Origin of the sequence: Rhizobium sp. CB3171 (assembly GCF_029714265.1) — a bacterium.
In the GTDB taxonomy this organism is placed as follows: domain Bacteria; phylum Pseudomonadota; class Alphaproteobacteria; order Rhizobiales; family Rhizobiaceae; genus Rhizobium.
The window spans coordinates 2,871,558-2,893,899 of the sequence record NZ_CP121652.1 but is presented as its reverse complement, the minus strand read 5'-3'; the positions used below and the strand labels follow the sequence as shown (position 1 = coordinate 2,893,899).

Genomic DNA, 22,342 nt, shown 5'->3' with positions numbered 1-22,342 from the left:
GTCAGCCTTTGAGACCGGTCATGGTGATGCCCTCGACGAAGCGCTTCTGTGCAAGAAGGAATGCGCCGACGAGGGGAAGGGTGATAATCAGGGTTGCCGCCAAGAGTGCGCCGTAGTCGTCGCCGGCTTCGGCGGCGCGGAAATACATGAGGCCGAGCGGCGGGGTGGCGTAGTCCTGCTTGCTGACGACGATCAGCGGCCAGTAGAGGTCGTTCCAGTGCGCGACGACCGAGAAGATCGCGAAGGCGGTGACGGCTGGCCAGGCGTTCGGCACGATGACGCGGGCGACGATGCCGAGTTCCGACATGCCGTCGAGGCGGGCGGCATGGATCAGGTCGTCGGGCATGGCCCGGAAGAACTGCAGGAACATGAAGATCGCGAAGACCGAGATCGAGAAGGGTGCGACGAGAGCGGTATAGCTGTTCAGCAGCGACAGGCTGTTGAAGCCGACATAGAGCGGCAGCGCCGTTGCATGGATCGGGATCAGCAGGCCAAGCATGACCAGTACCATCATCGTGCGTGCGGCCGGAAATTTCAGCTTCGCCATGGCGTAAGCGCAGGGAATGGCGATCAGCACCTGAAAGAAGAAGATCAGGCCACAGACGAGGACGCCGTTGAGCAGCAGCGTGCCCATCGGCACCTTGGCTAACGCATGCGTGATGTTCTCGACATAGAAGAAATGCGTCGGAATGAGCTTCAGGGCGGAGGTGAAGATATCGTCCTGCGCCTTGCCGGCAGTCGAGATCATGAAGATGTAGGGCGCGAGGAAGACGAGCGAGCCGACGATCAGCACGGCGAGGCGCAGGATGCGGCCGGGAGTGAAGCCTGTCGAGGTCATGTGTAATGCACCTGCCGGTCTTGGATGCGATATTGCAGGAAGGTCAGCACCACGAGGATGGCGAGAAAGACCGTGGTCATTGCCGAGGCATAGCCGACCCGGAGATAGACGAAGCCTTCCTGGTAGATGGTGAAGAGCAGCACTTCCGAGGCATGGTTCGGGCCGCCCTCGGTCAGGGTCTTGACGGTATCGAAGACCTTGACGGCGTTGATGATGCTGATCGTAGTGACGAACAGTGTCGTCGGTCCGAGCATCGGCCAGGTGACGAGCCAGAAGCGATCCCACGCCGATTTCGCGCCGTCGACTTCGGCGGCGGCGTAGAGCTCGCGCGGAATGGCGGTGAGGCCGGCGAGGAACAGCACCATGTTGAAACCGACCGACTGCCAGACGCCGATGATCGACAGGCTGTAGAGCGCCGTTGCCGACGAGCCGAGCCAGTTCGGGCCACGCACGCCGATTTCAGCGAGAAGCGCATTGATCGGGCCGATGGTCGGATGGAAGAGATATTGCCAGACGGTTGCCATGGCGACGATCAGCGAGGCGACGGGCAGGAAATAGGCCGTTCGGAAGAAGCTGCGGCCGATGCCTTCGCTTTCGATCAAAAGCGCCACGCCGAGGCCGAGAACGATCGAGAAGGGTGCGACGATCGCCGTATAGACCGCCGTGTTCCATAGGGATTTCTGGAATGTGCGATCCCTGAGAAGATGTGCGAAATTCTCGAAGGCGACGAAGCGGAAGCTTTTGTCGCCAAGCTGGAAATCGGTGAAGCCGAGGAAGACGACGGCGACGATCGGCAGGAGAATGAAAATTACGATCAGGATGATGGCCGGCAGCGCCAGCAGCAGGGCCGTGCGAGCTTCGCCGCGCTCGCGTGCCGCCACCGACTGCATCGGCAGGGACGTGGCGGCGATGCTAGCCATGGGCCTTCTCCCGGCTAGCGTCGACAGTCAACGGTCTCGCGCGCAGACGGCGGCCATCTTCGGCGAAGACCATCGCCTGTTCCGCCGACAGGCTCAGCGCCACCGGCATGCCGGCGGAAAGACCGGCAACTTCGGCCGGGGCAAGCTTGACGACCATGGTTTCGCCGATGGCGTCGAGCTTGGCATAGAGGATCACCTCGGAGCCGAGGAATTCCATGCGCTCAATGTGAGCGGCGAGCGCATCCTGACGGCCCTGGCTGAGGCGCACGAATTCCGGCCGAATGCCGAGCATGACATTGTTGCCGGCAATGCGGCCGTCTTCCAGCGCCAGTCGGATGCCGCCGAAGGCGACGGTGCCGTTTTCGACCCGCGCCGGCAGGAGATTGATACGCGGCTGGCCGACGAAGCGGGCGACCTCGATATGGGCCGGGTCGTCATAGATGGTCTGCGGAGAGGCGAGCTGCAGCAATTGACCGCCGATCATCACGGCGACGCGATCGGCCATGGATAGCGCCTCGGCCTGATCGTGGGTGACATAGACGGTTGGCACGCCGGCGCGGCGATGCAGGTCGACGATTTCGCCGCGGGCATGGACGCGCAGGTTGGCGTCGAGATTGGAGAGCGGCTCGTCCATGAGGAAGACGGCTGGGCGGCGCACCATCGCGCGGGCGAGCGCCACGCGCTGGCGCTGGCCGCCGGACATCTGGCCGGGCTTGCGGTCAAGCAGATGGTCGATCTTCAGCGACGTCGCCATCTCGCGGACATCGCGGATGATGCCGGAGCGGATATTCTTTTGACCGGGGATCAGCGCGCCGATGAAGGGCAGGCGCTGGACGCGCGACAGGCGGCGCATGGCGAGCGGCACGGCGATGTTTTCCGAGGCCGTCAGGTGCGGATAGAGCGCGTAGGACTGAAAGACCATGGCGATGTTGCGATCCGCCGCCGCAACGCCGGAAACGTCGCTGCCGCCAAGGATGATTTCGCCGCTGTCGGCGTGATCGAGCCCCGCAAGAATGCGCAGCAGCGTGCTCTTGCCGCAGCCGGACGGGCCGACGAGGGCGATGAACTCGCCCGGCTCGACCTCAAGGCTGACGCCCTTCAGGATGGCGTTGCCGCCGAAAGATTTGGTGATGCCGGCAAGCGAGAGGGCGCTCATTCGGTCGGCTCCTTCTGTGCCTTGGGTGCCGCCTGCGGATAGACTTCCATGACGACGTCATCGAGGAAGTAGGCGGTCATGCCGGGCACGGCGACGAGCTCGGTGGATACCGTCTCGCCAAGCTGATGGATCGCAGCGCCGATCAGCCGTTCGCCGGGCATTTCGCGTTCCATTTTGTCGAGGATGAAGGCGCCGGGCGGTGCCCAGACGAGATTCGTGTCGTTGAAGCGGCCTTCCCAGCTCCAATGCAGATGGCCGCTGCCGAAGAGGGCGACATCATGGGCCGCGATTAGATCATAAAGCCGGCGGCGCTGCGCCGGGCGCACGCTCCAATAGCCGGTATCACCCTCATCTGGCGCATCGACGAACAGCGGCTTGTGCGCGAAGAGGGCAACGCGGCGGTCGCCACGGCTTTCGAGCATGTCCTGCAACCAGTCGAACTGCTTCTGCTCTTCGGCATCCTCGAAGCCCATAAGCAGGCTGTTGAGGCCGATCAGCCGCCAATTATAGACGTCTTCCGCCCAATAATCCGGGCCGACGAGCCGACGCCAGCGCGCGAGCCGCTCCGGATTGACAGGCTGATAGGAGCCCGGCAGGTGACCGACATCGTGGTTGCCGGGCACGATAAGCATCGGCACGGAGACTTGCCGCATCATGTCCATGGAAAAGATAAGATCTTCATCCTTGTCAGCGCCGTCGACGCTGAGGTCGCCGGTATGGATGATGAGATCGGCGCCGCACGCCTCGATCCATTTCGCCAGCGGCTCCCAATTGCCGTTGAAATGCGGCTTGTTGGGGCTCAAATGCGTGTCGGTGATCTGGATGATCTTCAAGGCGCTTCTCCGAAAATCTTAGAAAGAGAGCGCTTGCCAAGGGAGTTCCTTCAGAACCGGCGCTTCCTGCCGTCCTGTTTAGAAGGCCCTGATGTCAGTTAGGTAACGGGTCTTTTCACCTGTTTTTCAGTTTTGTCACATCACCGTCAAAAGGCGCCTGAGCCTGTCCTATGCCGCATTGAGACTCTATACGCCTGTTATCCGAGTGCTATAGATCGCTGCCGAAGGGGAACAGAAATGTCAGACGAACAAAGCCGCATCACCGCGCTCGAAGAACAGGTGGCCCATCAGGCCAAGACAATCGAGGAACTGTCCGATCAGGTGGCGGAGCAGTGGAAAGTGATCGAGCAGACGCGGCAGAAGCTCGACCGGCTGACTGAGCGCTTCCTGACGCTGGAAGAACAGACGCTGGATGCGCCGGCCATCACCAAGCCGCCGCATTATTGAGCGGTTCCATCGGCAGGCCAATGTCATCCGTCATTTTCAGGCGCTGGAGAAGGCTTGTCGTAACTGATCCTGCATCCAGCGATGCGCCGGTGCACTGGCATGCCGGGAATGATAGAAGACCCGAAGCGTGTACATCGGAAGTTTGAATGGCGCAGGATACAGCGAAAGAGGAACTGCCTTTGCCAGTCCCTCCGCCGCTCGCCTTGGTATCGTGATTAGAAAATCCGACGTGGCTACGATGAATGGAGCAGCCATCACACTCGGAAGCTCGACCGCCACGTCCCGACGATAACCTGCTTTGGATAGCGACCCGCTGACGACGCTTCCCGCGTCGCTCCACGGAAGCACGGCGACATGCCGCTCGCGCAGATACTGGTCCAAGGTAAGAGCGTCGCTGATCCGAGGGTGGTTCTGCCGCGCAGCAACGATATACTCGTCGGAGAAGCAGTTGAACCCCTCGACGCCTTCATAGGTGGCGGCAGAGCCCTCCGTAAAACCGAGGGCGAAGTGCACTTTCCCGGCTGCCAAATCATCGAGCGATTGTTCGTGCCCGGAATGGATGACCTTGATCCGGAGGTGAGGAGCTTCCTTCTCCAAGCGAGAGATCAAGGATGGCAGCACTGCGAACGCGGTGAAATCTGTCGCGGCGAAGGTGAAGGCGAGGCGACTGGTCGCCGGCTGGAAGGGCTGCGCAGCGGCCAGTTGGTCTCCAAGGATTCGAAGCGCCTCTTCAACACCAGCCGAGATCTCCATCGCCTGCGCAGTTGGTTGCATGGCATTGCCGTAGCGAATGAACAACTCGTCGGAAAGAGCATCGCGAAGCCGCGCGATCGCATGGCTGCAGGCCGATGGGCTCATCCCCAGTTCGTTCGATGCGGCGAGGATGCTTCGGTGCCGGTATATGGCATCGAAGACAACAAGCAGGTTGAGATCAAGGCGGCGTAGGATCGAATGCATATTGTGCATTTTAAGCTGAAATCAATGCAGCACAATCATTTCCGGAATGCGCTATATCGGCTTGGAAATACGAACCCTGAAGAGATATCCATGATCATGCAGCCCACCTTCCGCCAACCCGTACCGGGCGATGCAGCTTATTGTTTCAACATCGAGACCTCCGCCTATGAGGGCGATGAAGCAGCGACGTTGGAAAAGATCGCAACGCGCATAGCGGAGTATCCGGAGGGCTTTCTGATCCTTGAGGCGGAGGGCCGGATTGCCGGTTTCATCAACAGCGGATGCGCATTTGACGTCGTGATGTCGGACGAGGAATTCAAGGAACTGATTGGTCACGATCCGGCTGCGGCAAACGTCGTCATTATGTCGGTCGTCGTCGATCCCGCCGAGCAAGGCAAAGGCTATTCCAAGCTCCTGATGACCGAGTTCATCCGCCGGATGACCGAGATGGGCAAGAAGACAATCCATCTTATGTGCAGGGACCACCACGTCGCGCTCTACGAGAAGATGGGATATCGCTACATAAAGCCATCCGCATCCGACCACGGCGGGAAGCCGTGGCACGAGATGATGATGGATCTCTGAGATCGTTCCCGGCTTCCAATTCGTTTGTCTGCCATTCCGGCCGTGACGCGCCATCACGTTTCGGTGTTTCACGCGCCCGTGTGTAACAAAATGCCCTATCCTCCCGTATCCCCTAGCGACGAGAGATTTTATAATCGCTGCCGAGAGGAGATCATCATGAACGGTGCATCGAAAGATATGATCCGCAGGCTTCTGCCGCGTGTTGCCCGTCCGGCCGCCTTTGCCGCCGGTGCGATCTTGCTTGCGGGCGTTGCGTTGCAATTCGTTACCAGCGCCTCGGCCGACGACGCTCGCGTCATTCCGGCGCCGGCCCTGGACGAAAAGCCGGGCTCCGCCGGCACGGAGACCACGGTTCTTGCGGGCGGTTGCTTCTGGGGCGTGCAGGGCGTGTTCCAGCATGTCAACGGCGTCATCAGCGCCACGTCGGGTTATACCGGCGGCAACAAGGACGCGGCTCACTATGAGATGGTGGGCACCGGCGATACCGGACATGCCGAATCCGTGCGCATCGTTTTCGATCCGCACAAGATCAGTTACGGGCATCTGCTGCAAATCTACTTCTCCGTCGCCCATGATCCGACGGAGCTCAACTATCAGGGGCCGGACAGCGGCACGCAATATCGTTCGGCTATTTTCCCGACCAATGCCGAACAGGCCAACGTCGCCAAGGCCTATATCGACCAGCTCAATCACGCCAAGGTTTTCGAAGGGGCCATTGTCACCAAGATCGAGCCGGCACGGCAATTCTATGCCGCCGAGGATTATCATCAGGACTTCCTGACGACCCATCCCAACTATCCCTATATCGTCATCAACGACCTGCCGAAGATTAAGAATCTGCAGCGCATTTTCCCGAAAGACTATCGCGCCGATCCGGTTTTGGTCGAAGCGAATGCGTCGGGGAATTAACCCGGTTCTAGTCCATGCCGGCGGAAAGCAGATGCCGGTGAGCGGGCAGGATGTGGTGTTCCGTGAGGGGTGCCAAAGGGATATCGCCGGGATTGGCTGGAGATATCCACCGTATTTCCTCGATCTCGGCGGCGGGCTGAATGCGATCATCGCCGATATCGAGGCGGAACATCTCGGCAATCACGCGATGATCCGGCTCGTTGGCGGCCTCGGCTTCGAAGCTGCCGAAAGGACTTAACCGTGTCGCGGTAAAGCGCAGGCCGATTTCCTCATTCAGTTCGCGGATAAGTGCGGCCGCGGCGGTTTCGCCGGCTTCGATTTTGCCGCCCGGCTGCATGAAGGCTGATGTTCCCCGCTTGCGGACCAGTAAGGTGTCGCCGTTGCCTCGCAGGATCAAGGCGGCTGCAATGCGGATGCTCTTCATCAAATCGTCCTCTGTCATTTTCGCGCACTGATATATTCAACAATGCCGGCTGCCGCAGCCGCTTGGAAAAAATATTTGTCCGCCCGTGGAATAAGATGGTCTCGGCTTCCGTATATTGGGGTATGGAACGCAAAGGACGCACATTCGATGTTTTGGCGCAGCTCGGTTCGCTGAGACGCTACGCCCGTTCGCTGGTCCGCAATGCGGATGAGGCGGAAGACCTAGTGCATGATGCGCTGGTCAAGGCCTATGAGCGAAAGTCGTCCTTCCGGCGCGGCGCGAACCTGCGCACCTGGCTGCTCTCGATCCTGCACAACGCCCATATCGACCGGCTGCGTCAGACGCGCTCGCTCAATCGCCGGCATGAAGAGGCGGCTGTTGAATTCGACCAGGCACTTCCGGCCTCGCAGGATCATGCCGTGCGCCTGAAACAGGTGCGCAACGCCTTCTTTAACCTGCCGGAAGAGCAGCGCGAAGCGCTGCATCTCGTGGCGATCGAAGATCTTTCCTATCAGGAGGCGGCATCTGCGCTCGGCATTCCCGTCGGCACGCTGATGTCGCGCATCGCCCGCGCCCGCGCCAGCCTGAGGAATTTCGAGAATACACCCGCGGTTTCGCATCTTCGACTTATCGGAGGCGGCAATGAAGACAATTGATCCCGTCATCGACGCTGATCTCGATGCTTATGTCGACGGTGAGCTGACCGTCGCGCGCCGTGTCGAGGTGGAATCCTATCTTTCGGAACATCCCGCGATCGCCGCCAAGGTCATGGCCGATATGAGCATTCGCGGCGAGCTGCGCATGGCGCTCGCGGGCGAAGGACTGGCAGCAAAGGCGGAAACGCGCGAAGCCGCACGGCGGCTGGAGCGCGGGCTGGCTTATGGCCGGGTTCTGAGCTCGTTCCAGCGAGTTGCCGCCGTCGTGATGCTGATGGCGGCCGGCTGGGTCGCGCATACATCCTTCGGCGCTTTCAGCGCGAGCGAAGTCAACGCTTCCGTTCCGGCGCCCGCTTTCGTCGATGGTGCGGTGCAAGCCTACCGGGCGACGGCCCTGCGCGAAGCGATGACGTCGCAGCCGCCGCATGCGGCCTATAATCCGGACGAAATCCGCGCATCGACAGCAATCGTCCTGCCGGAGCTGCCGCAGGGTTGGCGCGTCACCGATGCGCAAATCTATCCCTCCGATTTCGGTCCGAGCGTTGAAATGACAATCAATGCCGGCGAAGGCGGTCAATTGTCGCTGTTTGCCGTCCGTCCCGGCAATTTCGCCGTCCAGAAGGTGAGCCATGTGAAGCGTGACGACGTCCAGGCTGCCTATTGGCAGATCGGCGAGGTCGCTTACGCGCTGATCGGCGGCGGCAAGGCGGCGGAACTCGATGGCGAGGCCGAAAAGCTGGCCCGCAGTCTGTACTAGTTTGAATCAAAGGAGAACGACCATGAACCCGACCAATCCGCGATACGGCTATGGAGCCGCCGCCGGCTCGCAGGCGCTCTTCGACGAAGGTCTGCGCAAGCATATGCTGCGCGTCTACAACTACATGGGTATCGGCCTTGTGGTGACCGGCATCGTCGCGCTGATCGTCGGCACGACGCCGGCGCTCTATGTGCCGATCTTCCAGACGCCGCTGAAGTGGGTCGTCATGCTGGCGCCGCTCGCCTTCGTGCTGTTCTTCTCGTTCCGCATCCAATCGATGTCGGCTAGCACGGCGCAGACGATGTTCTGGGCCTTCTGCGCCGTCATGGGCCTGTCGCTCGCTTCGATCTTCCTGGTGTTCACCGGCACCAGCATTGCGCGGACCTTCTTCATCGCCGCGACCATGTTCGGCGCGACCAGCCTCTATGGCTATACGACCAAGCGTGATCTTTCCAACATCGGCTCGTTCCTGATGATGGGCCTGTTCGGTGTGATCATCGCCAGCGTCGTGAACATCTTCCTGGGTTCGAGCGCGCTGCAGTTCGCGATCTCGGTCATCGGTATCGTCGTCTTCGTCGGCCTGACCGCTTGGGATACGCAGAATATCAAGGAACAATATGCCGAGAACTACGATCAGGAATCGTCGCAGAAGCTCGCCGTCTTCGGTGCGCTGTCGCTCTACCTGAACTTCGTCAACATCTTCCAGCTCCTGCTGAACTTCACCGGCGAGCGGGAGTAATTTCGAACTTTTTGCTCAAGCATGATCTTGTCCGAAAACCGTTTCACACTTTTCAGGATCATGCTTCAGGATTGCGTCTCCCTGGGGGTTTCAAGGGACGCATGACGCGCCTGCGGTATCTGCGCCGATACCGCGGGCGCACTTTTTTTGGGGATCGGGAAGCGGCGCGCTCGTCCAGCTCGCATATTTTCGTTTCCATTGGACGCCCGGTAACCTGTTCGGTTGCCGGGCGTTTTCTCTGTCCGCTGCCCGGTCGAAGCGCAATAATTTAGATCGTTCCAAGTTTCTGTGAGGATGTTCTTGGAGACGAGGCCTCGGCGCGTGATTTATTTTTCTCCCGAAAACGTCCGCGAATTGTGCGTTTTCGCGCAGCCTTCTAAGCATTCTCGTCAAACCTTTCCATTTACCCATTGACAAAATTTGGAACGTTCCAAATAATTATCCCATAACAAAGAGCAAGGGATTTGGTGGAGCTTCATGAGCAAGGCACGTGTCACGGTCATCGATATTGCGCACGCCGCCGGCGTGTCGAAATCGACCGTGTCGCTCGTTCTGCAGGGCAGCCCGCTGGTCAACGAGGCGACGCGGGCCAAGGTGAATGCGGTGATCCGCGAGCTCGGATACGTCTACAATCGCGGTGCCGCCAATCTGCGGCAATCGAAGTCGAAGATCGTCGGCATTGTCGTCAACGACCTCACCAACAGCTTCTTTGCGGAGCTCGCCGTTGGCGTCGATATGGTCGTGCAGTCGGCCGGCTATGTGCAGTTCCTGTCCAATACCGGCGAGAGCATAGACCGGCAGCGGGAGGTCGTCGCTTCGATGCGCGAGCACGGCATTTCCGGCCTGATCGTTTCGCCTGCGCGCGGTACGGAAGCGGCCGACTTCAAATCGTTCACCAATGCCGGCATTCCGGTTGTGATCGTCGTGCGCAATATTCCCGGCGCAAAGGTCTCGTCGCTGGTGTCGGACAATTTTGCCGGCGCATCGGCTGCGGTCGAGCATCTGGCCGGTCTCGGCCACCGCCGCATCGCCTTCATGGGCGGCTTTGCCAACACCGCCGTCTTTGCCGAACGGCTCGACGGCTATCGTGATGCGCTCGCCAAGGCGGAGATCGCATTTGACGACGATCTCGTCGTTGCGACCGCGCCGTCGCGCGCCGGCGGGGTCGAAGCGGTCGGCCGCGCCATGCTGCTGGCTCATAAGCCGACGGCGGCAGTGTGTTTCAACGATGCGGTCGCCTTCGGCGTTTGCGATGGTCTGAGGGCACGGCGGCTGGAGCCAGGCGTCGATTTTGCGGTGGTCGGTTTCGACGATGTGATCGAAGCCGAAAGTGCAGTGCCAGCACTGACGACGGTTTCCGTCGATCCGCAGGGCATGGGCCGGCGCGCCGCACAGTTGCTCTTGAAGCAGATCAATTCCGGCAAGGTGGAGGCGGAGGCGATCGTCAGCGCCGTTCGGCTGGTGGTGCGTCAAAGCTGCGGAACCGGGCTGGACCCAGCGGCAAGGAGGGCCGTGTCATGACCAATGTAAAATGGGGCTTGATCGGTGCAAGCACAATCGCCCGCGAATGGATGATCGGCGCAATACGCGCAACCGGCGGCGACGTCGTCTCGGTGATGAGCAGGGACGCGGAGCGTGGCCGCGCCTATGCGGCTGAGAATGGTATTGCCAAATCGGTGACGGATGTCGCCGATCTCGTCACTGATCCCGATGTCGATGCCGTCTACATCTCGACGACCAACGAATTGCATCGCGACCAGACCCTGGCGGCAGTCAAGGCCGGCAAGCATGTGCTCTGTGAAAAGCCGCTGGCGCTGACGCTGGAAGACGCGCGCCTCATGGTGCAGACCGCGAAGGGCGCAGGCGTGATCATGGGCACCAACCATCATCTGCGCAATGCCGCCAGCCTTCGCGCGATGCGGGATGCAATTGCCGCCGGCAAGATCGGCAAGCCGCTGAGCGCCCGCGTTTTTCACGCCGTCTATCTGCCGCCGCATCTGCAGGGTTGGCGGGTGGACAAGCCGCAGGCGGGCGGCGGCGTCATTCTCGATATCACCGTACACGATGCCGATACGCTGCGCTTCGTGCTGAACGACGATCCGGTGGAAGCGATCGCCCTTGGCCAGAGCGGTGGCATGGGCAAGGCAGGGCTTGAGGATGCCGTCATGGGGGCTCTGCGGTTCAGGTCCGGCGTCATTGCGCAGTTCCACGACGGTTTTACCACAAAATATGCCGAGACCGGCTTCGAGGTGCACGGCACCGACGGCTCGCTGATCGGCCGCAATGTCATGACGCAGCAGCCTGTCGGTCATGTCTACCTGCGCGACCGCGATGGCCAAAACGAGCTGCCGCTCCATCACCACAATCTCTATGAGACGGCGCTTGCCGCCTTTCATGCCGCGATCGAGGGCAGGGGAAAGCCGTCGGCGACCGGCGAGGACGGTGTGTGGTCGCTGGCAACGGGTCTCGCCGTCGTCAAATCGGCTGCCACCCGCGAAGCCGCCAAGATTGATCCAGGACTTTGAGCGTCGCGATGAACAAGCACATCACCCCCGCCGAGGCGGCTGCCCTGATCCCCGATGGCGCCATCGTCTCCGTCTCTTCCTCAAGCGGTCTCGGCTGCCCGGACCTGATGCTGAAGGCGATCGGCGAGCGTTTCGACGCGACCGGCCATCCGCGTGACCTGACGACGCTGCATCCGATCGCCGCCGGTGATATGAGCGGCATCAAGGGCGTCGATCATATTGCCAGGAAAGGTCTGCTGAAGACGATCATCGGCGGCTCCTATCCGTCCGGCCCGTCGAGTTCCGAACCGCCGCTGATCTGGCAGATGATCGGCAACAACGATGTCGCGGCCTATAATATTCCGTCCGGCATCTCTTCGACATGCATCGCGAGGCCGCCGCCAAGCGTCCCGGCGTGTTGACCAAGGTCGGCCTCGATACGTTCGTCGACCCGAACCGCGAGGGCTGCGCCATGAATGCGGCAGCCGGAGCCGAGCCGGTGGTGAAGCGCATCCCGTTCGAGGGGGAAGACTGGCTTTATTTCAAGGCGATCGCGCCGCAGGTGGCAATCATCCGGGCGACGACTGCCGACGAGCGCGGCAATCTCACCTATGAGCATGAGGGCGCCTATCTCGGCGGTCTCGACCAGGCGCTCGCCGCCCGCAACAATGGGGGAATCGTCATTGCCCAGGTCAAGCGCCTTGCCAAGGAAGGCTCGCTGAAACCGCATGATGTGCGCATCCCCGGAGTTCTTGTCGACTATATCATTGTCGATCCGGATCAGAAACAGACTACGCAGACGCTTTACGATCCGGCGATCTCGGGCGAGATCTTTCGGCCGCTCGACAGCTTCCGTGTGCCGGAATTCAATATCCAGAAGGTCATTGCCCGGCGGGTGGCGCAGGAGCTGCAATCCGGCAGCGCCGTCAATCTCGGTTTCGGCATTTCGGCCAATGTGCCGCGTATCCTGATGGAAGAGGGGCTGCATGGCGCGGTCACCTGGGTGATCGAGCAAGGGGCGGTGGGGGGAGTGCCGCTACTCGATTTCGCTTTCGGCTGCGCGTCGAACGCCGACGCCTTCATGCCGTCGCCCTATCAGTTCACCTATTTCCAGGGCGCCGGTTTCGACGCTTCGCTTCTCTCCTTCCTGGAGATCGGCCGCGACGGTTCGGTCAATGTCTCCCGCCTCAGCTTCCGGCCGCATGTGACGGCCGGCGCCGGCGGCTTCGTCGATATCACCGCGCGGGCGAAGAAGATCGTCTTCTCCGGCATGTTCAATGCTGGCGCGAAGCTTGGTGTTGAGGATGGCCGGCTTGTCATTGAGAAGGAAGGCAAGCTGAAGAAGCTGGTGAACGCGGTCGAGCACGTTACCTTCTCTGGCCCCCGCGGCATCGCACAGGGGCAGGATATCACCTATGTCACTGAGCGCTGCGTGATGAAGCTGACGCCGGATGGTTTGTTGCTTACGGAGATCGCGCCCGGCGTCGATTTGGAGGCGCATATTCTCGATCAGTCGGAATTCCCGCTGCTCGTCTCCGACCGGCTGAAGATGATGGATGCGGCTTTGTTTCAAGACGCGCCTATCGGTCTGAGGCTGCCCGCCAAGGCCAAGCGTGTTCTGGAAGGAGCGCGCCATGGGTGAGGTCAAGGTTTCCGTAGAAGGTTCCGTCGCGACGATTACCGTCTCGCGGCCGGAAAAGCTCAACGCCTTCGACATTGACATGCTGAAGGCGCTGGCCGCTGCCTGCGACGATGTGGAGGCGGATAGTTCCGTCCGCGTCGCGATCCTTATCGGCGAAGGCAAGGCCTTTTCGGCCGGCGGCGATATCAAGGCCTGGGGCGGTATGGCGGCCAACGAGTTCGGCCATGCCTGGGTGCGCTTCGGCCATCGTGTTTTCGAGCGGCTGGCGACGCTCCGCATGCCGGTGATCGCCGCATTGAATGGTCATGCGCTCGGCGGCGGGCTGGAACTGGCGGCTGCGGCCGATATCCGCATTGCGGAAAGCCAGATCAGGATCGGCCTGCCGGAAACCAGCCTTGGTATGGTTCCGGGCTGGTCCGGTACGCAGCGGCTTACCAAGCGGTTTGGCGCGCAGATCGTGCGGCGCATGGTGCTGGGCGGAGAGATGTTTTCCGCCGAGGAAGCACGCGCCTACGGTCTTGTGGACGCGGTCGTCGAAACGGGAACGGTGCTTGCCGCCGCCAGGGATTACGCAGCGCGGATTGCCACGCGCGGACCGGCGGCGCTGGAGATTGCAAAGCTGATGATCGCTTCGGCCAATGGCGAGGATAATGGGTCCGCCGTCGAGGCGTTGGGATCGATCCTGGTCGCCAAAACCGGCGACCTCAAGGAGGGCGTTGCGGCCTTTGCCGGCAAACGCGCCGCCGAGTTCAAGGGGGAATGGTGATGACGGTTCTTGTGAAGCCACAGGCGCTTCCCGATGTAAAAGTGCGCGAATTCAAGATGCTGATCGACGGCAAATGGGTCGAAGGCATCGAGACCGGCACGATCGAGCGCGTGGCGCCGAGCCATGGCGTCACCGTCAGCCGCTATAAATCCGCGACTAAGGACGATGCGCATCTGGCTATCGCGGCCGCGCGCAAGGCATTCGACCACGGTCCCTGGCCGCGCATGACGGCGGCGGAACGCTCCAATATCCTGCTGAAGGCTGCCGACATGATCTCGGCGCGAGCCGAGGAGCTCGCCTATCTCGACGCCATCGAGGCCGGCAAGCCGATTACCCAGGTGCGCGGCGAGATTGCCGGTTCCGCCGATATCTGGCGCTATGCAGCCGCCCTTGCACGTGATCTGCACGGCGAGAGCTACAACACGCTTGGTGACGGCACAATGGGCGTCGTGCTGCGTGAAGCGATCGGGGTCGTCTCGATCATCACGCCCTGGAATTTCCCGTTCCTTATCGTAAGTCAAAAGTTACCTTTTGCACTGGCCGCCGGCTGCACGGCGGTGGTCAAACCCTCCGAGCTGACGTCTGGCTCGACTCTGGTGCTCGGCGAAATCCTGATGGAAGCCGGCGTGCCGGCCGGCGTCGTCAATATCCTCGTCGGAACGGGTGCCGATGTCGGTGCGCCGATGACCAGCCATCCGGATGTCGACATGATCTCCTTCACCGGTTCGACCGGCGTTGGGCGACTGACCATGGCGAGTGCGGCGCAGACGCTGAAGAAGGTTTCGCTCGAACTCGGCGGCAAGAACCCGCAGATCGTTTTTCCCGACGCCAATCTCGATGAGTTCGTCGATGCCGCGGTGTTCGGCGCCTATTTCAACGCCGGCGAATGCTGCAATGCCGGCTCGCGACTGATCATCCATCGCGATATTGCCAAGGATGTCACAGCGCGTATCGCCAGCCTGTCGGAAAAGGTGAGGGTCGGCGATCCGCTCGACCCTTCCACGCAAGTGGGCGCGATCATCACGCCGCAACATTTGCAGAAGATCCAGGGCTATGTTTCCGGCGCGGCAAAGAGCGGCGCGACCGTGGCGCATGGCGGCAGCCAGATCGATTTCGGCTTCGGCCAGTACATGGCGCCGACCATTCTCGCAGACGTTAAACCGGAGATGGCGGTGGCAAAGGAGGAGGTATTCGGACCTGTCCTTTCCGTGCTGACGTTCGAGACGACCGAAGATGCGATCCGCATCGCCAATTCCATCGATTACGGCCTTTCCGCCGGCGTCTGGAGCCGCGATTTCGATACCTGCCTGACGATCGGGCGACGGGTGCGGGCCGGCACGATCTGGATGAACACCTTCATGGATGGTGCGGCGGAACTGCCCTTCGGCGGCTATCGCCAATCGGGACTCGGGCGCGAGCTCGGCCGGCATGCGGTGGAAGATTATACCGAGACAAAAACGCTCAACATGCATATCGGCCGGCGCACCGGCTGGTGGATGCCGAGGTGAGATGAATGCCCATGGCTGGGAGGCCATGGTCGATTTGTTCCTCGCGAAGAGCGCGGAACAGGGAGGAAGCAGCGGGAGGAGGTCTTGCTGCGCAACTGTTTAAAACCGGGAGGAAAATATGCGTAAATTGATGACATCTGTGGCTGCGGCTGCCCTTCTTATGACGGGCACCGTGACCGTAGTGCATGCCACCGAAAGTGTGGAAGTCCTGCATTGGTGGACCTCGGGCGGCGAGGCGTCGGCGCTGGAAGTCCTGAAGAAGGATCTGGAATCGAAGGGCATAGGCTGGGTCGACATGCCGGTTGCCGGCGGTGGCGGCAGCGAGGCCATGACCGTTCTGCGCGCCCGCGTCACGGGTGGCAATCCGCCGACCGCCGTGCAGATGCTCGGCTTCGACATTCTCGACTGGGCCAAGGAAGGTTCGCTCGGCAATCTCGATGCGGTCGCCAATAAGGAAGGCTGGGACAAGGTGGTCCCCACCGCCCTGCAGAAATTCTCCAAATATGACGGCCATTGGATCGCCGCTCCCGTAAACGTCCACTCCACCAACTGGGTGTGGATCAACAAGGAAGCGCTGGACAAGGCCGGTGGCAAGGTACCGGCGAACTGGGACGAGCTGATCGCGCTGCTCGACAATTTCAAGAAGCAAGGCATCACGCCGATCGCCCATGGCGGCCAGCCGTGGCAGGATGCGACGATCTTCGACGCCGTCGTGCTCTCGTTTGGCAACGACTTCTACAAGAAGGCCTTCATCGATCTCGATCCCGATACGCTCGGCAGCCCGAAGATGAAGGAAGCCTTCGACCGCATGACGAAGCTGCGCTCCTATGTCGATGACAACTTCTCCGGCCGCGACTGGAATCTTGCCTCCGGCATGGTCATCGAAGGCAAGGCCGGCCTGCAGTTCATGGGCGACTGGGCCAAGGGCGAATTCCTGAAGGCGAAGAAGGTGCCGGGTAAGGATTTCGTCTGCATCCGCTTCCCGGGAACGCAGGGCTCGGTGACCTTCAACTCCGACCAATTCGCGATGTTCAAGGTCTCCGCCGACAAGATCCCGGCGCAGATGCAAATGGCGTCCTCGATCGAAAGCCCGACCTTCCAGTCGGCTTTTAATGTCGTCAAGGGCTCGGTTCCGGCCCGCACCGACGTTCCGGATACCGCCTTCGATGATTGCGGCAAGAAGGCGATCAAGGATCTGGCCGAAGCCAACAAGAACGGCACGCTGATGGGCTCCATGGCCCATGGCCACGCCAATCCGGCGGCGGTCAAGAACGCGATCTACGACGTCGTAACCCGCGAATTCAACGGCGATCTGTCGTCGGATGACGCGGTCAAGGAACTCGTCTCGGCGGTTGCGGCGGCGAAGTAAGGTAGTTCGGAGCAAGGAGTGCCGCCCCTCACCCAGCCTGTCGGCCACCCTCTCCCCGCTCGCGGGAGAGGGTTCGGGTGAGGGCACCACTTGCTCCGTACGCAGATAATCAAACTAGGTGTTCGACCATGAACAGTCGCAGTCGAATGCAGGTGCTATTGCCCAAGCTGGTGCTGGCCCCGAGCTTCGTCGTCATTCTGATCTTCGTATATGGCTTTATCGCCTATACCGGCTATCTGTCGCTGACCGACAGCAAGATGCTGCCATCCTATAATCTTATTGGCTTCACCAACTATGATAGGCTCTGGGCGTTGCCGCACTGGTGGCGCGCAATCACCAATCTCGGCATCTTCGCTTCCCTCTATATCGCCATCTGCTCGGCGCTCGGCCTCGCCCTCGCTATCCTGCTCGACCAGAAAATCCGTGCCGAAGGGCTGCTGAGGCCGATCTATCTCTATCCGATGGCGCTGTCCTTCATCGTCACGGGAACGGCGTGGAAATGGTTTCTCGATCCCGGCATCGGGCTTGAGAACACCATGCATCTCTGGGGCTGGGAGAGTTTTTCCTTCACTTGGATCAAGGATTCGAAGATGGCGATCTATTGCGTCGTCATCGCCGCCGTCTGGCAGTCTTCGGGCTTCGTCATGGCGATGTTCCTTGCCGGCCTTCGCGGCGTCGACAACGAAATCATCAAGGCGGCGCAGATCGACGGCGCGTCGGCGGTTACCACCTATCGCCGCATCATCATTCCCCTGATGCGGCCGGTGTTCCTCTCGGCCTTCGTCGTGCTCGCCCACCTTGCCATCAAGGCCTACGACCTGATCGTGGCGCTGACTGGCGGCGGGCCGGGGCAGGCGACCGAACTGCCGGCTACCTTCATGTATTCCTACACTTTCACCCGCAATCTGATGGGCATTGGCGCCTCGTCGGCGATCATCATGCTTGCGATGATCTTTGCCATCATCATCCCCTATCTCTATTCGGAAATCGGCGGAGGGAAACGCGCATGAGCAACCCCAATCCGCAAAACGCCATCTCGCACGGCAAGCTGACCCGTGGGCTGATCTATGCGGCGCTGATCCTGTTTGCCGTCTATTACCTGCTGCCGCTCTATGTGATGCTGGTCAATTCCTTCAAGCCGCTTGAAGAGATTCGCCAGGGCGGCATGCTGAACCTGCCGAAGACCTGGACGATCGAGCCCTGGATATCGGCCTGGTCGACGGCGCAGATCGGCGTGCAGCCGACGGGGCTCAGGCCCTTTTTTATCAACTCGATCCTGATGGTCGTGCCCGCCGTCGCCATCTCCACCATGGTCGGCGCGCTGAACGGCTATGTGCTGACGAAGTGGCGTTTCCGCGGCGCGGAAATCTTCTTCGGTATGCTGCTGCTCTCCTGCTTCATCCCGTTCCAGATCGTGCTGATCCCGATGGCGCGCATCCTCGGTTTCTTCGGCATCGCCGGGACCATATGGGGGCTGATCCTCGTCCACATCGTCTACGGCCTCGGCTTCACCACGCTTTATTTCCGCAACTATTACGAGGCCTTTCCGACCGAGCTGGTCCGCGCCGCGCAGATCGACGGGGCGAGCTTCTTCCAGATTTTCCGGCGCATCCTGCTGCCGTCTTCGGGGCCGATCATCGTCGTCTCGGTCATCTGGCAGTTCACCAATATCTGGAACGACTTCCTGTTCGGCGCGTCCTTTTCGGGCGTCAGTTCGACGCCGATGACGGTCGCGCTCAACAACCTCGTCAGCTCGTCGACGGGCGTCAAGGAATACAATGTCCACTTCGCCGGCGCGATCCTCGCTGCCCTGCCAACCCTCATCGTCTACATCGTCTCCGGCCGATTTTTCGTCCGCGGCCTGATGTCCGGCGCCGTCAAGGGATAAGACCATGTCCTTCCTGAAAATCACCAATCTGCGCAAGTCCTATGGATCGCTCGAAATCCTGAAGGACATCAATATCGAAATCGAAAAGGGCGGATTTCTCGTGCTCGTCGGCCCGTCCGGCTGCGGCAAGTCCACCCTGCTCAACACAATTGCCGGGCTGGAGCCGATCACCTCGGGCGACATCGCCATTGCCGGCCGCTCGGTCAACGGCCTGGCGCCGTCGCAACGCGATATCGCCATGGTGTTCCAGTCCTATGCGCTCTATCCGAACATGACGGTTGCCGGCAACATCGCCTTCGGCATGGAAATCCGCAAAGTTCCGAAGGAGGAACGCGACAAGGCGATCAAGCAAGTGGCCGACATGCTGCAGATCGGCCATCTGCTCGACCGCAAGCCGAGCCAGCTTTCCGGCGGCCAGCGCCAGCGCGTCGCCATGGGCCGGGCGCTGGTGCGCGATCCGCAGGTCTTCCTGTTCGATGAGCCGCTCTCCAACCTCGATGCCAAGCTGCGCGTCGACATGCGCACCGAGATCAAGCGCCTGCATCAGCGCATGAAGACGACGATCGTCTACGTCACCCATGATCAGATCGAAGCGATGACGCTGGCCACGAAGATCGCCGTCCTGAAGGACGGTGTTTTGCAGCAATTCGGAACGCCGGCGGAAATCTACAATCACCCTGCCAATACCTTCGTTGCGGACTTTATGGGTTCGCCCGCCATGAACCTGCTGACCGCGACGGTGGAGAGCGGGCCGTCCGGATTACAGGTCTCGCTCGACCGACCGAATGGCGCGGCCCCCCTGAAGCTGCCTGTCAACGGCAGCGGCGCGGGTCTCGGCGCCCATGCCGGCAAGGACGTGATCTTCGGCATTCGGCCGGAGGCGCTGACCGACCTTGATGGTGCGGACCGCAATGCCCATTCGCTGGCCGAAGGAGACTGCCTGATCGAGGTGGTCGAGCCGGCCGGTTCGGATACTTTCGCGATCGTCCGCCTCGGCGGTAAATCCGTCGTGGCGCGGCTGCGCGCAGATGCCCGCATTGCCCCCGGGCAGACGACACGGCTTGCCTTCAACCTCGACAAGGCGGTGTTCTTCGATCCGCAGAGCCAGGTTCGGATAGCGTGAGCGGCGGTATGGCAGAACCGGATATCGTCATCATCGGCTCGGGGATCGGCGGTTCGACCGTCGCTTCCGGCCTTGCAGACTCTGGCGCCAATATCCTGATTCTCGAGGCCGGCGAACGGCTGGAGGATCGGCCGGAAAACCGCGACCAGCGGGCGATCTTCCTGCACGGCCATTTCCGCCCGAAGGAGACCTGGTACGAGAAGGACGGCAAGGGGTTCAATCCCGGCAACTACTACAATGTCGGCGGCAATTCGAAGTTCTACGGTGCGGTGCTGATCCGCTACCGACGCGAGGATTTCGAGGAGATGCGGCATCTGGACGGCGTGTCGCCGGCCTGGCCCTTTCCTTATGAGGAGCTGGAGCCTTGGTATAGCGAGGCGGAGCAGCTCTATCAGGTGCGCGGCAGCCTCGGCGACGATCCCTGGGAACCGCCGCATTCGCAACCCTATCCATTTCCACCGGTACCCGACGAGCCGGCAATCGCCAGTGTCCGCAAGCGACTGAAGGACAGTGGCATGCATCCGCATTCGCTGCCGTTGGGCGTCGATATCGACAAGTGGCTTGTCAAGGGCCGTACGCCCTGGGATGCGCATCCGCATAGTGCCGACGGCAAGATGGATGCCGAGACGGTGGCGCTTGCCAAGGCTCTGCAATATCCGAACGTCAAGCTGAAAACCGGCGCGCGCGTCACGCGGCTCCAGGCCGCCGCTGATGGGCGGATGATCGCCGCGGTGCATTATTCCGCCTATGGAGAAGCTCATGTCGTGCGGCCGAAGCTGGTAATCCTTGCGGCCGGGGCGGTGCAGTCGGCGGTGCTGCTGCTGAGATCGGCTGACGAAGCCAATCCGCGCGGGCTTGCCAATCGCTCCGATCAGGTCGGCCGCAACTTCATGAACCATAATTCCTCTGCCGTGCTGGCGATTTCGCCCTGGTATCGGAATGATTCGGTCTATCAGAAGACTTTCGGCTTCAACGACTTCTATCTCTCGGATGGCGAAGGCGGGCCGCCGCTCGGCAATGTTCAGCTTTTGGGACGCGTTTCCGGCACGATCCTCAAGGCGAATATGCCGACTGTGCCGGAATGGCTGCTGAACAGGCTTTCCGCCCATGCCATCGATTTCTATGCCATGAGCGAGGATCTGCCGTCGCCGGAAAGCCGGATCACGGTCGACGGCGACCGCATCGTGCTGCAGTGGGTGCGCACCAATTGGCAGGCGCATCTCGATCTGGTGAAGAAGCTGAAGAGCGTGCTGCGCAGGGCCGGATTCCCGATTGTGCTGTCACGTCCCTTCGACAAGCGCACACCGTCGCATCAATGCGGCACGGTCAAGATCGGCAATGACGGCTCGAGCGCGCCGCTCGATGTCTTCTGCCGCGCCTTCGATCACCCCAATCTTTTCGTGGTCGACGCCAGCTTCCTGCCGACTTCGGCGGCGGTGAATCCGGCGCTGACCGTGGCCGCGCAAGCGTTGCGCGTGGCCGATTATATCATGGGGGAGGAGCTTCGGTCATGAAGGCTAGGCGCCCGATCGCTGTCGTCACCGGCGGCCGCAAGGGGATCGGTTTCGGTATTGCGCGGGCGCTGGCGAGAAGCGGTTTCGATCTGGCGATCACCGGTGTCGAGGTAGAGCCGCCGTTGGCGGAACTTGCGGAATTGAAGGGGAATGGCGGGCGGGCAATCTATCTGCAGTCTGATCTTGCCGCTCTCTCGGGACACATGGGAACCGTCGAGACGATCCGGGCGGCTTTGGGCGAGATCGATTGCCTGGTCAATAATGCCGGCATTGGCCCCGTCGTGCGCGGCGATTTCCTTGATTTGGCGCCAGAAAATTTCGACCGGATCATCGACGTCAATCTGCGCGGCACGGTGTTTTTTACCCAGGCGATCGTTCGTTCGATGCTCGCGGCGAAGATGTCGCCGTCGCGTTCGGTAATCAACATCACCTCGGTCTCGGCAGCGCTGAGTTCGCCTGAGAGGTTGGATTATTGCATCAGCAAGGCCGGTCTCTCGGCCTTCTCGCAGGGGTTGGCGCTGCGACTGGCCGAGACCGGCATTGCCGTCTTCGAGGTGCGGCCCGGCATCATCCGCACCGACATGACGGCGCAAGTTTCGGAGAAATACGACGCATTGATCGATGGCGGCCTGGTGCCGATGAAGCGCTGGGGCGAGACGGGCGATGTCGGCAGCATCGTCGCGGCGTTAGCCAAAGGTGGCTTCGGTTTTGCCACGGGATCGGTGATCCCCGCGGATGGTGGGCTGGGGATCGGGCGGCTGTGAAGGATTTACCCTTGCCCCATCGGGAGGAGGGAAATGCGTTCTC

General features: G+C 61.1%; 22 protein-coding genes and 1 pseudogene. 17 read left to right on the top strand and 6 right to left on the bottom strand.

Translation table 11 applies throughout. The features are described from left to right. Position 1 precedes the first annotated feature (1 nt). The 4 genes from QA648_RS14080 to QA648_RS14065 are packed head-to-tail and all read right to left on the bottom strand — an operon-like array spanning position 2 to position 3,747. Positions 2-838, bottom strand: coding sequence for a carbohydrate ABC transporter permease (locus tag QA648_RS14080; protein ID WP_283047573.1), 837 nt, complete (start codon positions 836-838; stop codon positions 2-4). Beyond that, positions 835-1,728, bottom strand: coding sequence for a sugar ABC transporter permease (locus QA648_RS14075; protein ID WP_283051343.1), 894 nt, complete (start codon positions 1,726-1,728; stop codon positions 835-837). Before QA648_RS14075 ends, QA648_RS14080 begins: the two co-directional genes overlap by 4 nt. Positions 1,729-1,750: 22 nt before the next feature. After that, entirely contained in the window at positions 1,751-2,914 is a 1,164-nt protein-coding gene (locus QA648_RS14070; RefSeq protein ID WP_283047572.1) for an ABC transporter ATP-binding protein, read from the bottom strand. Further along, positions 2,911-3,747 carry a metallophosphoesterase gene (locus tag QA648_RS14065; RefSeq protein WP_104824427.1) on the bottom strand — a complete coding sequence of 279 codons (837 nt, stop codon included), beginning with the start codon at positions 3,745-3,747 and terminating at the stop codon, positions 2,911-2,913. The genes QA648_RS14070 and QA648_RS14065 overlap by 4 nt, the downstream gene beginning before the upstream one ends. Before the next feature lie 237 nt (positions 3,748-3,984). On the opposite strand from QA648_RS14065, the gene QA648_RS14060 reads away from it, so the two are divergent. After that, on the top strand, positions 3,985-4,194 hold the full coding sequence (locus QA648_RS14060) for a SlyX family protein (RefSeq protein ID WP_104824426.1): 210 nt from the start codon (positions 3,985-3,987) through the stop codon (positions 4,192-4,194). Between the two features lie 36 nt (positions 4,195-4,230). On the opposite strand, the gene QA648_RS14055 is transcribed toward QA648_RS14060, so the two are convergent. Continuing rightward, positions 4,231-5,151 carry a LysR family transcriptional regulator gene (locus QA648_RS14055; RefSeq protein WP_283047570.1) on the bottom strand — a complete coding sequence of 307 codons (921 nt, stop codon included), beginning with the start codon at positions 5,149-5,151 and terminating at the stop codon, positions 4,231-4,233. Positions 5,152-5,241: 90 nt separating this feature from the next. Here QA648_RS14055 and QA648_RS14050 point away from each other — a divergent pair, with 90 nt between their 5' ends. Together QA648_RS14050 and msrA are read left to right on the top strand one after the other, a co-directional pair. Next, positions 5,242-5,736, top strand: coding sequence for a GNAT family N-acetyltransferase (locus QA648_RS14050; protein WP_283047568.1), 495 nt, complete (start codon positions 5,242-5,244; stop codon positions 5,734-5,736). A gap of 156 nt (positions 5,737-5,892) precedes the next feature. Next, positions 5,893-6,645, top strand: a complete 753-nt coding sequence (gene msrA, locus QA648_RS14045) for a peptide-methionine (S)-S-oxide reductase MsrA (RefSeq protein WP_283047566.1) — start codon at positions 5,893-5,895, stop codon at positions 6,643-6,645. Between the two features lie 7 nt (positions 6,646-6,652). Here the strand turns inward: msrA and QA648_RS14040 are convergent, their stop codons facing one another. Beyond that, on the bottom strand, positions 6,653-7,069 hold the full coding sequence (locus tag QA648_RS14040; RefSeq protein WP_349254292.1) for an NUDIX domain-containing protein: 417 nt from the start codon (positions 7,067-7,069) through the stop codon (positions 6,653-6,655). 122 nt (positions 7,070-7,191) lie between these two features. Between QA648_RS14040 and QA648_RS14035 the strand changes: the two genes are divergently transcribed. From QA648_RS14035 to QA648_RS13970, 14 genes and pseudogenes are all read left to right on the top strand, one after another. Then, complete coding sequence (locus QA648_RS14035) at positions 7,192-7,725, top strand: sigma-70 family RNA polymerase sigma factor (RefSeq protein ID WP_283047561.1); 534 nt, start codon at positions 7,192-7,194, stop codon at positions 7,723-7,725. Next, positions 7,712-8,482 (top strand): anti-sigma factor, encoded by a 771-nt coding sequence (locus QA648_RS14030; protein WP_104824423.1) that lies wholly within the window; start codon positions 7,712-7,714, stop codon positions 8,480-8,482. Before QA648_RS14035 ends, QA648_RS14030 begins: the two co-directional genes overlap by 14 nt. Positions 8,483-8,504: 22 nt before the next feature. Next, the gene (locus QA648_RS14025; RefSeq protein ID WP_104824422.1) at positions 8,505-9,221 is read left to right on the top strand and encodes a Bax inhibitor-1/YccA family protein; all 717 of its coding nucleotides are present in this window, start codon (positions 8,505-8,507) and stop codon (positions 9,219-9,221) included. 477 nt (positions 9,222-9,698) lie between these two features. Then, positions 9,699-10,742 carry a LacI family DNA-binding transcriptional regulator gene (locus tag QA648_RS14020; protein ID WP_104824421.1) on the top strand — a complete coding sequence of 348 codons (1,044 nt, stop codon included), beginning with the start codon at positions 9,699-9,701 and terminating at the stop codon, positions 10,740-10,742. Next, positions 10,739-11,746: a Gfo/Idh/MocA family oxidoreductase gene (locus QA648_RS14015; RefSeq protein ID WP_283047558.1), complete on the top strand. Its 1,008-nt coding sequence runs from the start codon at positions 10,739-10,741 to the stop codon at positions 11,744-11,746. Before QA648_RS14020 ends, QA648_RS14015 begins: the two co-directional genes overlap by 4 nt. A gap of 8 nt (positions 11,747-11,754) precedes the next feature. Next, positions 11,755-13,367 (top strand): annotated as a pseudogene (locus tag QA648_RS14010) (acyl CoA:acetate/3-ketoacid CoA transferase). After that, entirely contained in the window at positions 13,360-14,133 is a 774-nt protein-coding gene (locus QA648_RS14005; protein WP_104824418.1) for an enoyl-CoA hydratase/isomerase family protein, read from the top strand. Before QA648_RS14010 ends, QA648_RS14005 begins: the two are co-directional and overlap by 8 nt. Next, the gene (locus QA648_RS14000) at positions 14,133-15,641 is read left to right on the top strand and encodes an aldehyde dehydrogenase family protein (RefSeq protein WP_283047556.1); all 1,509 of its coding nucleotides are present in this window, start codon (positions 14,133-14,135) and stop codon (positions 15,639-15,641) included. The genes QA648_RS14005 and QA648_RS14000 overlap by 1 nt, the downstream gene beginning before the upstream one ends. A gap of 118 nt (positions 15,642-15,759) precedes the next feature. Further along, entirely contained in the window at positions 15,760-17,010 is a 1,251-nt protein-coding gene (locus QA648_RS13995) for an ABC transporter substrate-binding protein (protein ID WP_260303157.1), read from the top strand. Between the two features lie 128 nt (positions 17,011-17,138). Continuing rightward, entirely contained in the window at positions 17,139-18,020 is an 882-nt protein-coding gene (locus QA648_RS13990; protein WP_104824415.1) for a sugar ABC transporter permease, read from the top strand. After that, positions 18,017-18,898 carry a carbohydrate ABC transporter permease gene (locus QA648_RS13985; protein WP_104824414.1) on the top strand — a complete coding sequence of 294 codons (882 nt, stop codon included), beginning with the start codon at positions 18,017-18,019 and terminating at the stop codon, positions 18,896-18,898. The genes QA648_RS13990 and QA648_RS13985 overlap by 4 nt, the downstream gene beginning before the upstream one ends. A gap of 4 nt (positions 18,899-18,902) precedes the next feature. Next, positions 18,903-20,021, top strand: a complete 1,119-nt coding sequence (gene ugpC, locus QA648_RS13980) for a sn-glycerol-3-phosphate ABC transporter ATP-binding protein UgpC (protein ID WP_283047552.1) — start codon at positions 18,903-18,905, stop codon at positions 20,019-20,021. Beyond that, entirely contained in the window at positions 20,018-21,535 is a 1,518-nt protein-coding gene (locus QA648_RS13975) for a GMC family oxidoreductase (RefSeq protein WP_283047551.1), read from the top strand. The genes ugpC and QA648_RS13975 overlap by 4 nt, the downstream gene beginning before the upstream one ends. After that, complete coding sequence (locus tag QA648_RS13970) at positions 21,532-22,299, top strand: 3-ketoacyl-ACP reductase (RefSeq protein WP_283047549.1); 768 nt, start codon at positions 21,532-21,534, stop codon at positions 22,297-22,299. The genes QA648_RS13975 and QA648_RS13970 overlap by 4 nt, the downstream gene beginning before the upstream one ends. The last annotated feature ends 43 nt before the right edge of the window (positions 22,300-22,342 follow it).

Excerpts from the sequence above, each read along its gene's own strand:
- QA648_RS13985 (WP_104824414.1), top strand. The coding sequence starts at position 18,017 with ATGAGCAACCCCAATCCGCAAAACGCCATCTCGCACGGCAAGCTGACC.
- QA648_RS14075 (WP_283051343.1), bottom strand. The coding sequence starts at position 1,728 with ATGCAGTCGGTGGCGGCACGCGAGCGCGGCGAAGCTCGCACGGCCCTG.
- QA648_RS14000 (WP_283047556.1), top strand. The coding sequence starts at position 14,133 with ATGACGGTTCTTGTGAAGCCACAGGCGCTTCCCGATGTAAAAGTGCGC.
- QA648_RS13990 (WP_104824415.1), top strand. The coding sequence starts at position 17,139 with ATGAACAGTCGCAGTCGAATGCAGGTGCTATTGCCCAAGCTGGTGCTG.
- QA648_RS14080 (WP_283047573.1), bottom strand. The coding sequence starts at position 838 with ATGACCTCGACAGGCTTCACTCCCGGCCGCATCCTGCGCCTCGCCGTG.
- ugpC (WP_283047552.1), top strand. The coding sequence starts at position 18,903 with ATGTCCTTCCTGAAAATCACCAATCTGCGCAAGTCCTATGGATCGCTC.
- msrA (WP_283047566.1), top strand. The coding sequence starts at position 5,893 with ATGAACGGTGCATCGAAAGATATGATCCGCAGGCTTCTGCCGCGTGTT.
- QA648_RS14005 (WP_104824418.1), top strand. The coding sequence starts at position 13,360 with ATGGGTGAGGTCAAGGTTTCCGTAGAAGGTTCCGTCGCGACGATTACC.
- QA648_RS14035 (WP_283047561.1), top strand. The coding sequence starts at position 7,192 with ATGGAACGCAAAGGACGCACATTCGATGTTTTGGCGCAGCTCGGTTCG.
- QA648_RS14060 (WP_104824426.1), top strand. The coding sequence starts at position 3,985 with ATGTCAGACGAACAAAGCCGCATCACCGCGCTCGAAGAACAGGTGGCC.
- QA648_RS14015 (WP_283047558.1), top strand. The coding sequence starts at position 10,739 with ATGACCAATGTAAAATGGGGCTTGATCGGTGCAAGCACAATCGCCCGC.
- QA648_RS14050 (WP_283047568.1), top strand. The coding sequence starts at position 5,242 with ATGATCATGCAGCCCACCTTCCGCCAACCCGTACCGGGCGATGCAGCT.
- QA648_RS14055 (WP_283047570.1), bottom strand. The coding sequence starts at position 5,151 with ATGCATTCGATCCTACGCCGCCTTGATCTCAACCTGCTTGTTGTCTTC.
- QA648_RS13995 (WP_260303157.1), top strand. The coding sequence starts at position 15,760 with ATGCGTAAATTGATGACATCTGTGGCTGCGGCTGCCCTTCTTATGACG.
- QA648_RS14025 (WP_104824422.1), top strand. The coding sequence starts at position 8,505 with ATGAACCCGACCAATCCGCGATACGGCTATGGAGCCGCCGCCGGCTCG.
- QA648_RS14040 (WP_349254292.1), bottom strand. The coding sequence starts at position 7,069 with ATGAAGAGCATCCGCATTGCAGCCGCCTTGATCCTGCGAGGCAACGGC.
- QA648_RS13970 (WP_283047549.1), top strand. The coding sequence starts at position 21,532 with ATGAAGGCTAGGCGCCCGATCGCTGTCGTCACCGGCGGCCGCAAGGGG.
- QA648_RS14030 (WP_104824423.1), top strand. The coding sequence starts at position 7,712 with ATGAAGACAATTGATCCCGTCATCGACGCTGATCTCGATGCTTATGTC.
- QA648_RS14070 (WP_283047572.1), bottom strand. The coding sequence starts at position 2,914 with ATGAGCGCCCTCTCGCTTGCCGGCATCACCAAATCTTTCGGCGGCAAC.
- QA648_RS14020 (WP_104824421.1), top strand. The coding sequence starts at position 9,699 with ATGAGCAAGGCACGTGTCACGGTCATCGATATTGCGCACGCCGCCGGC.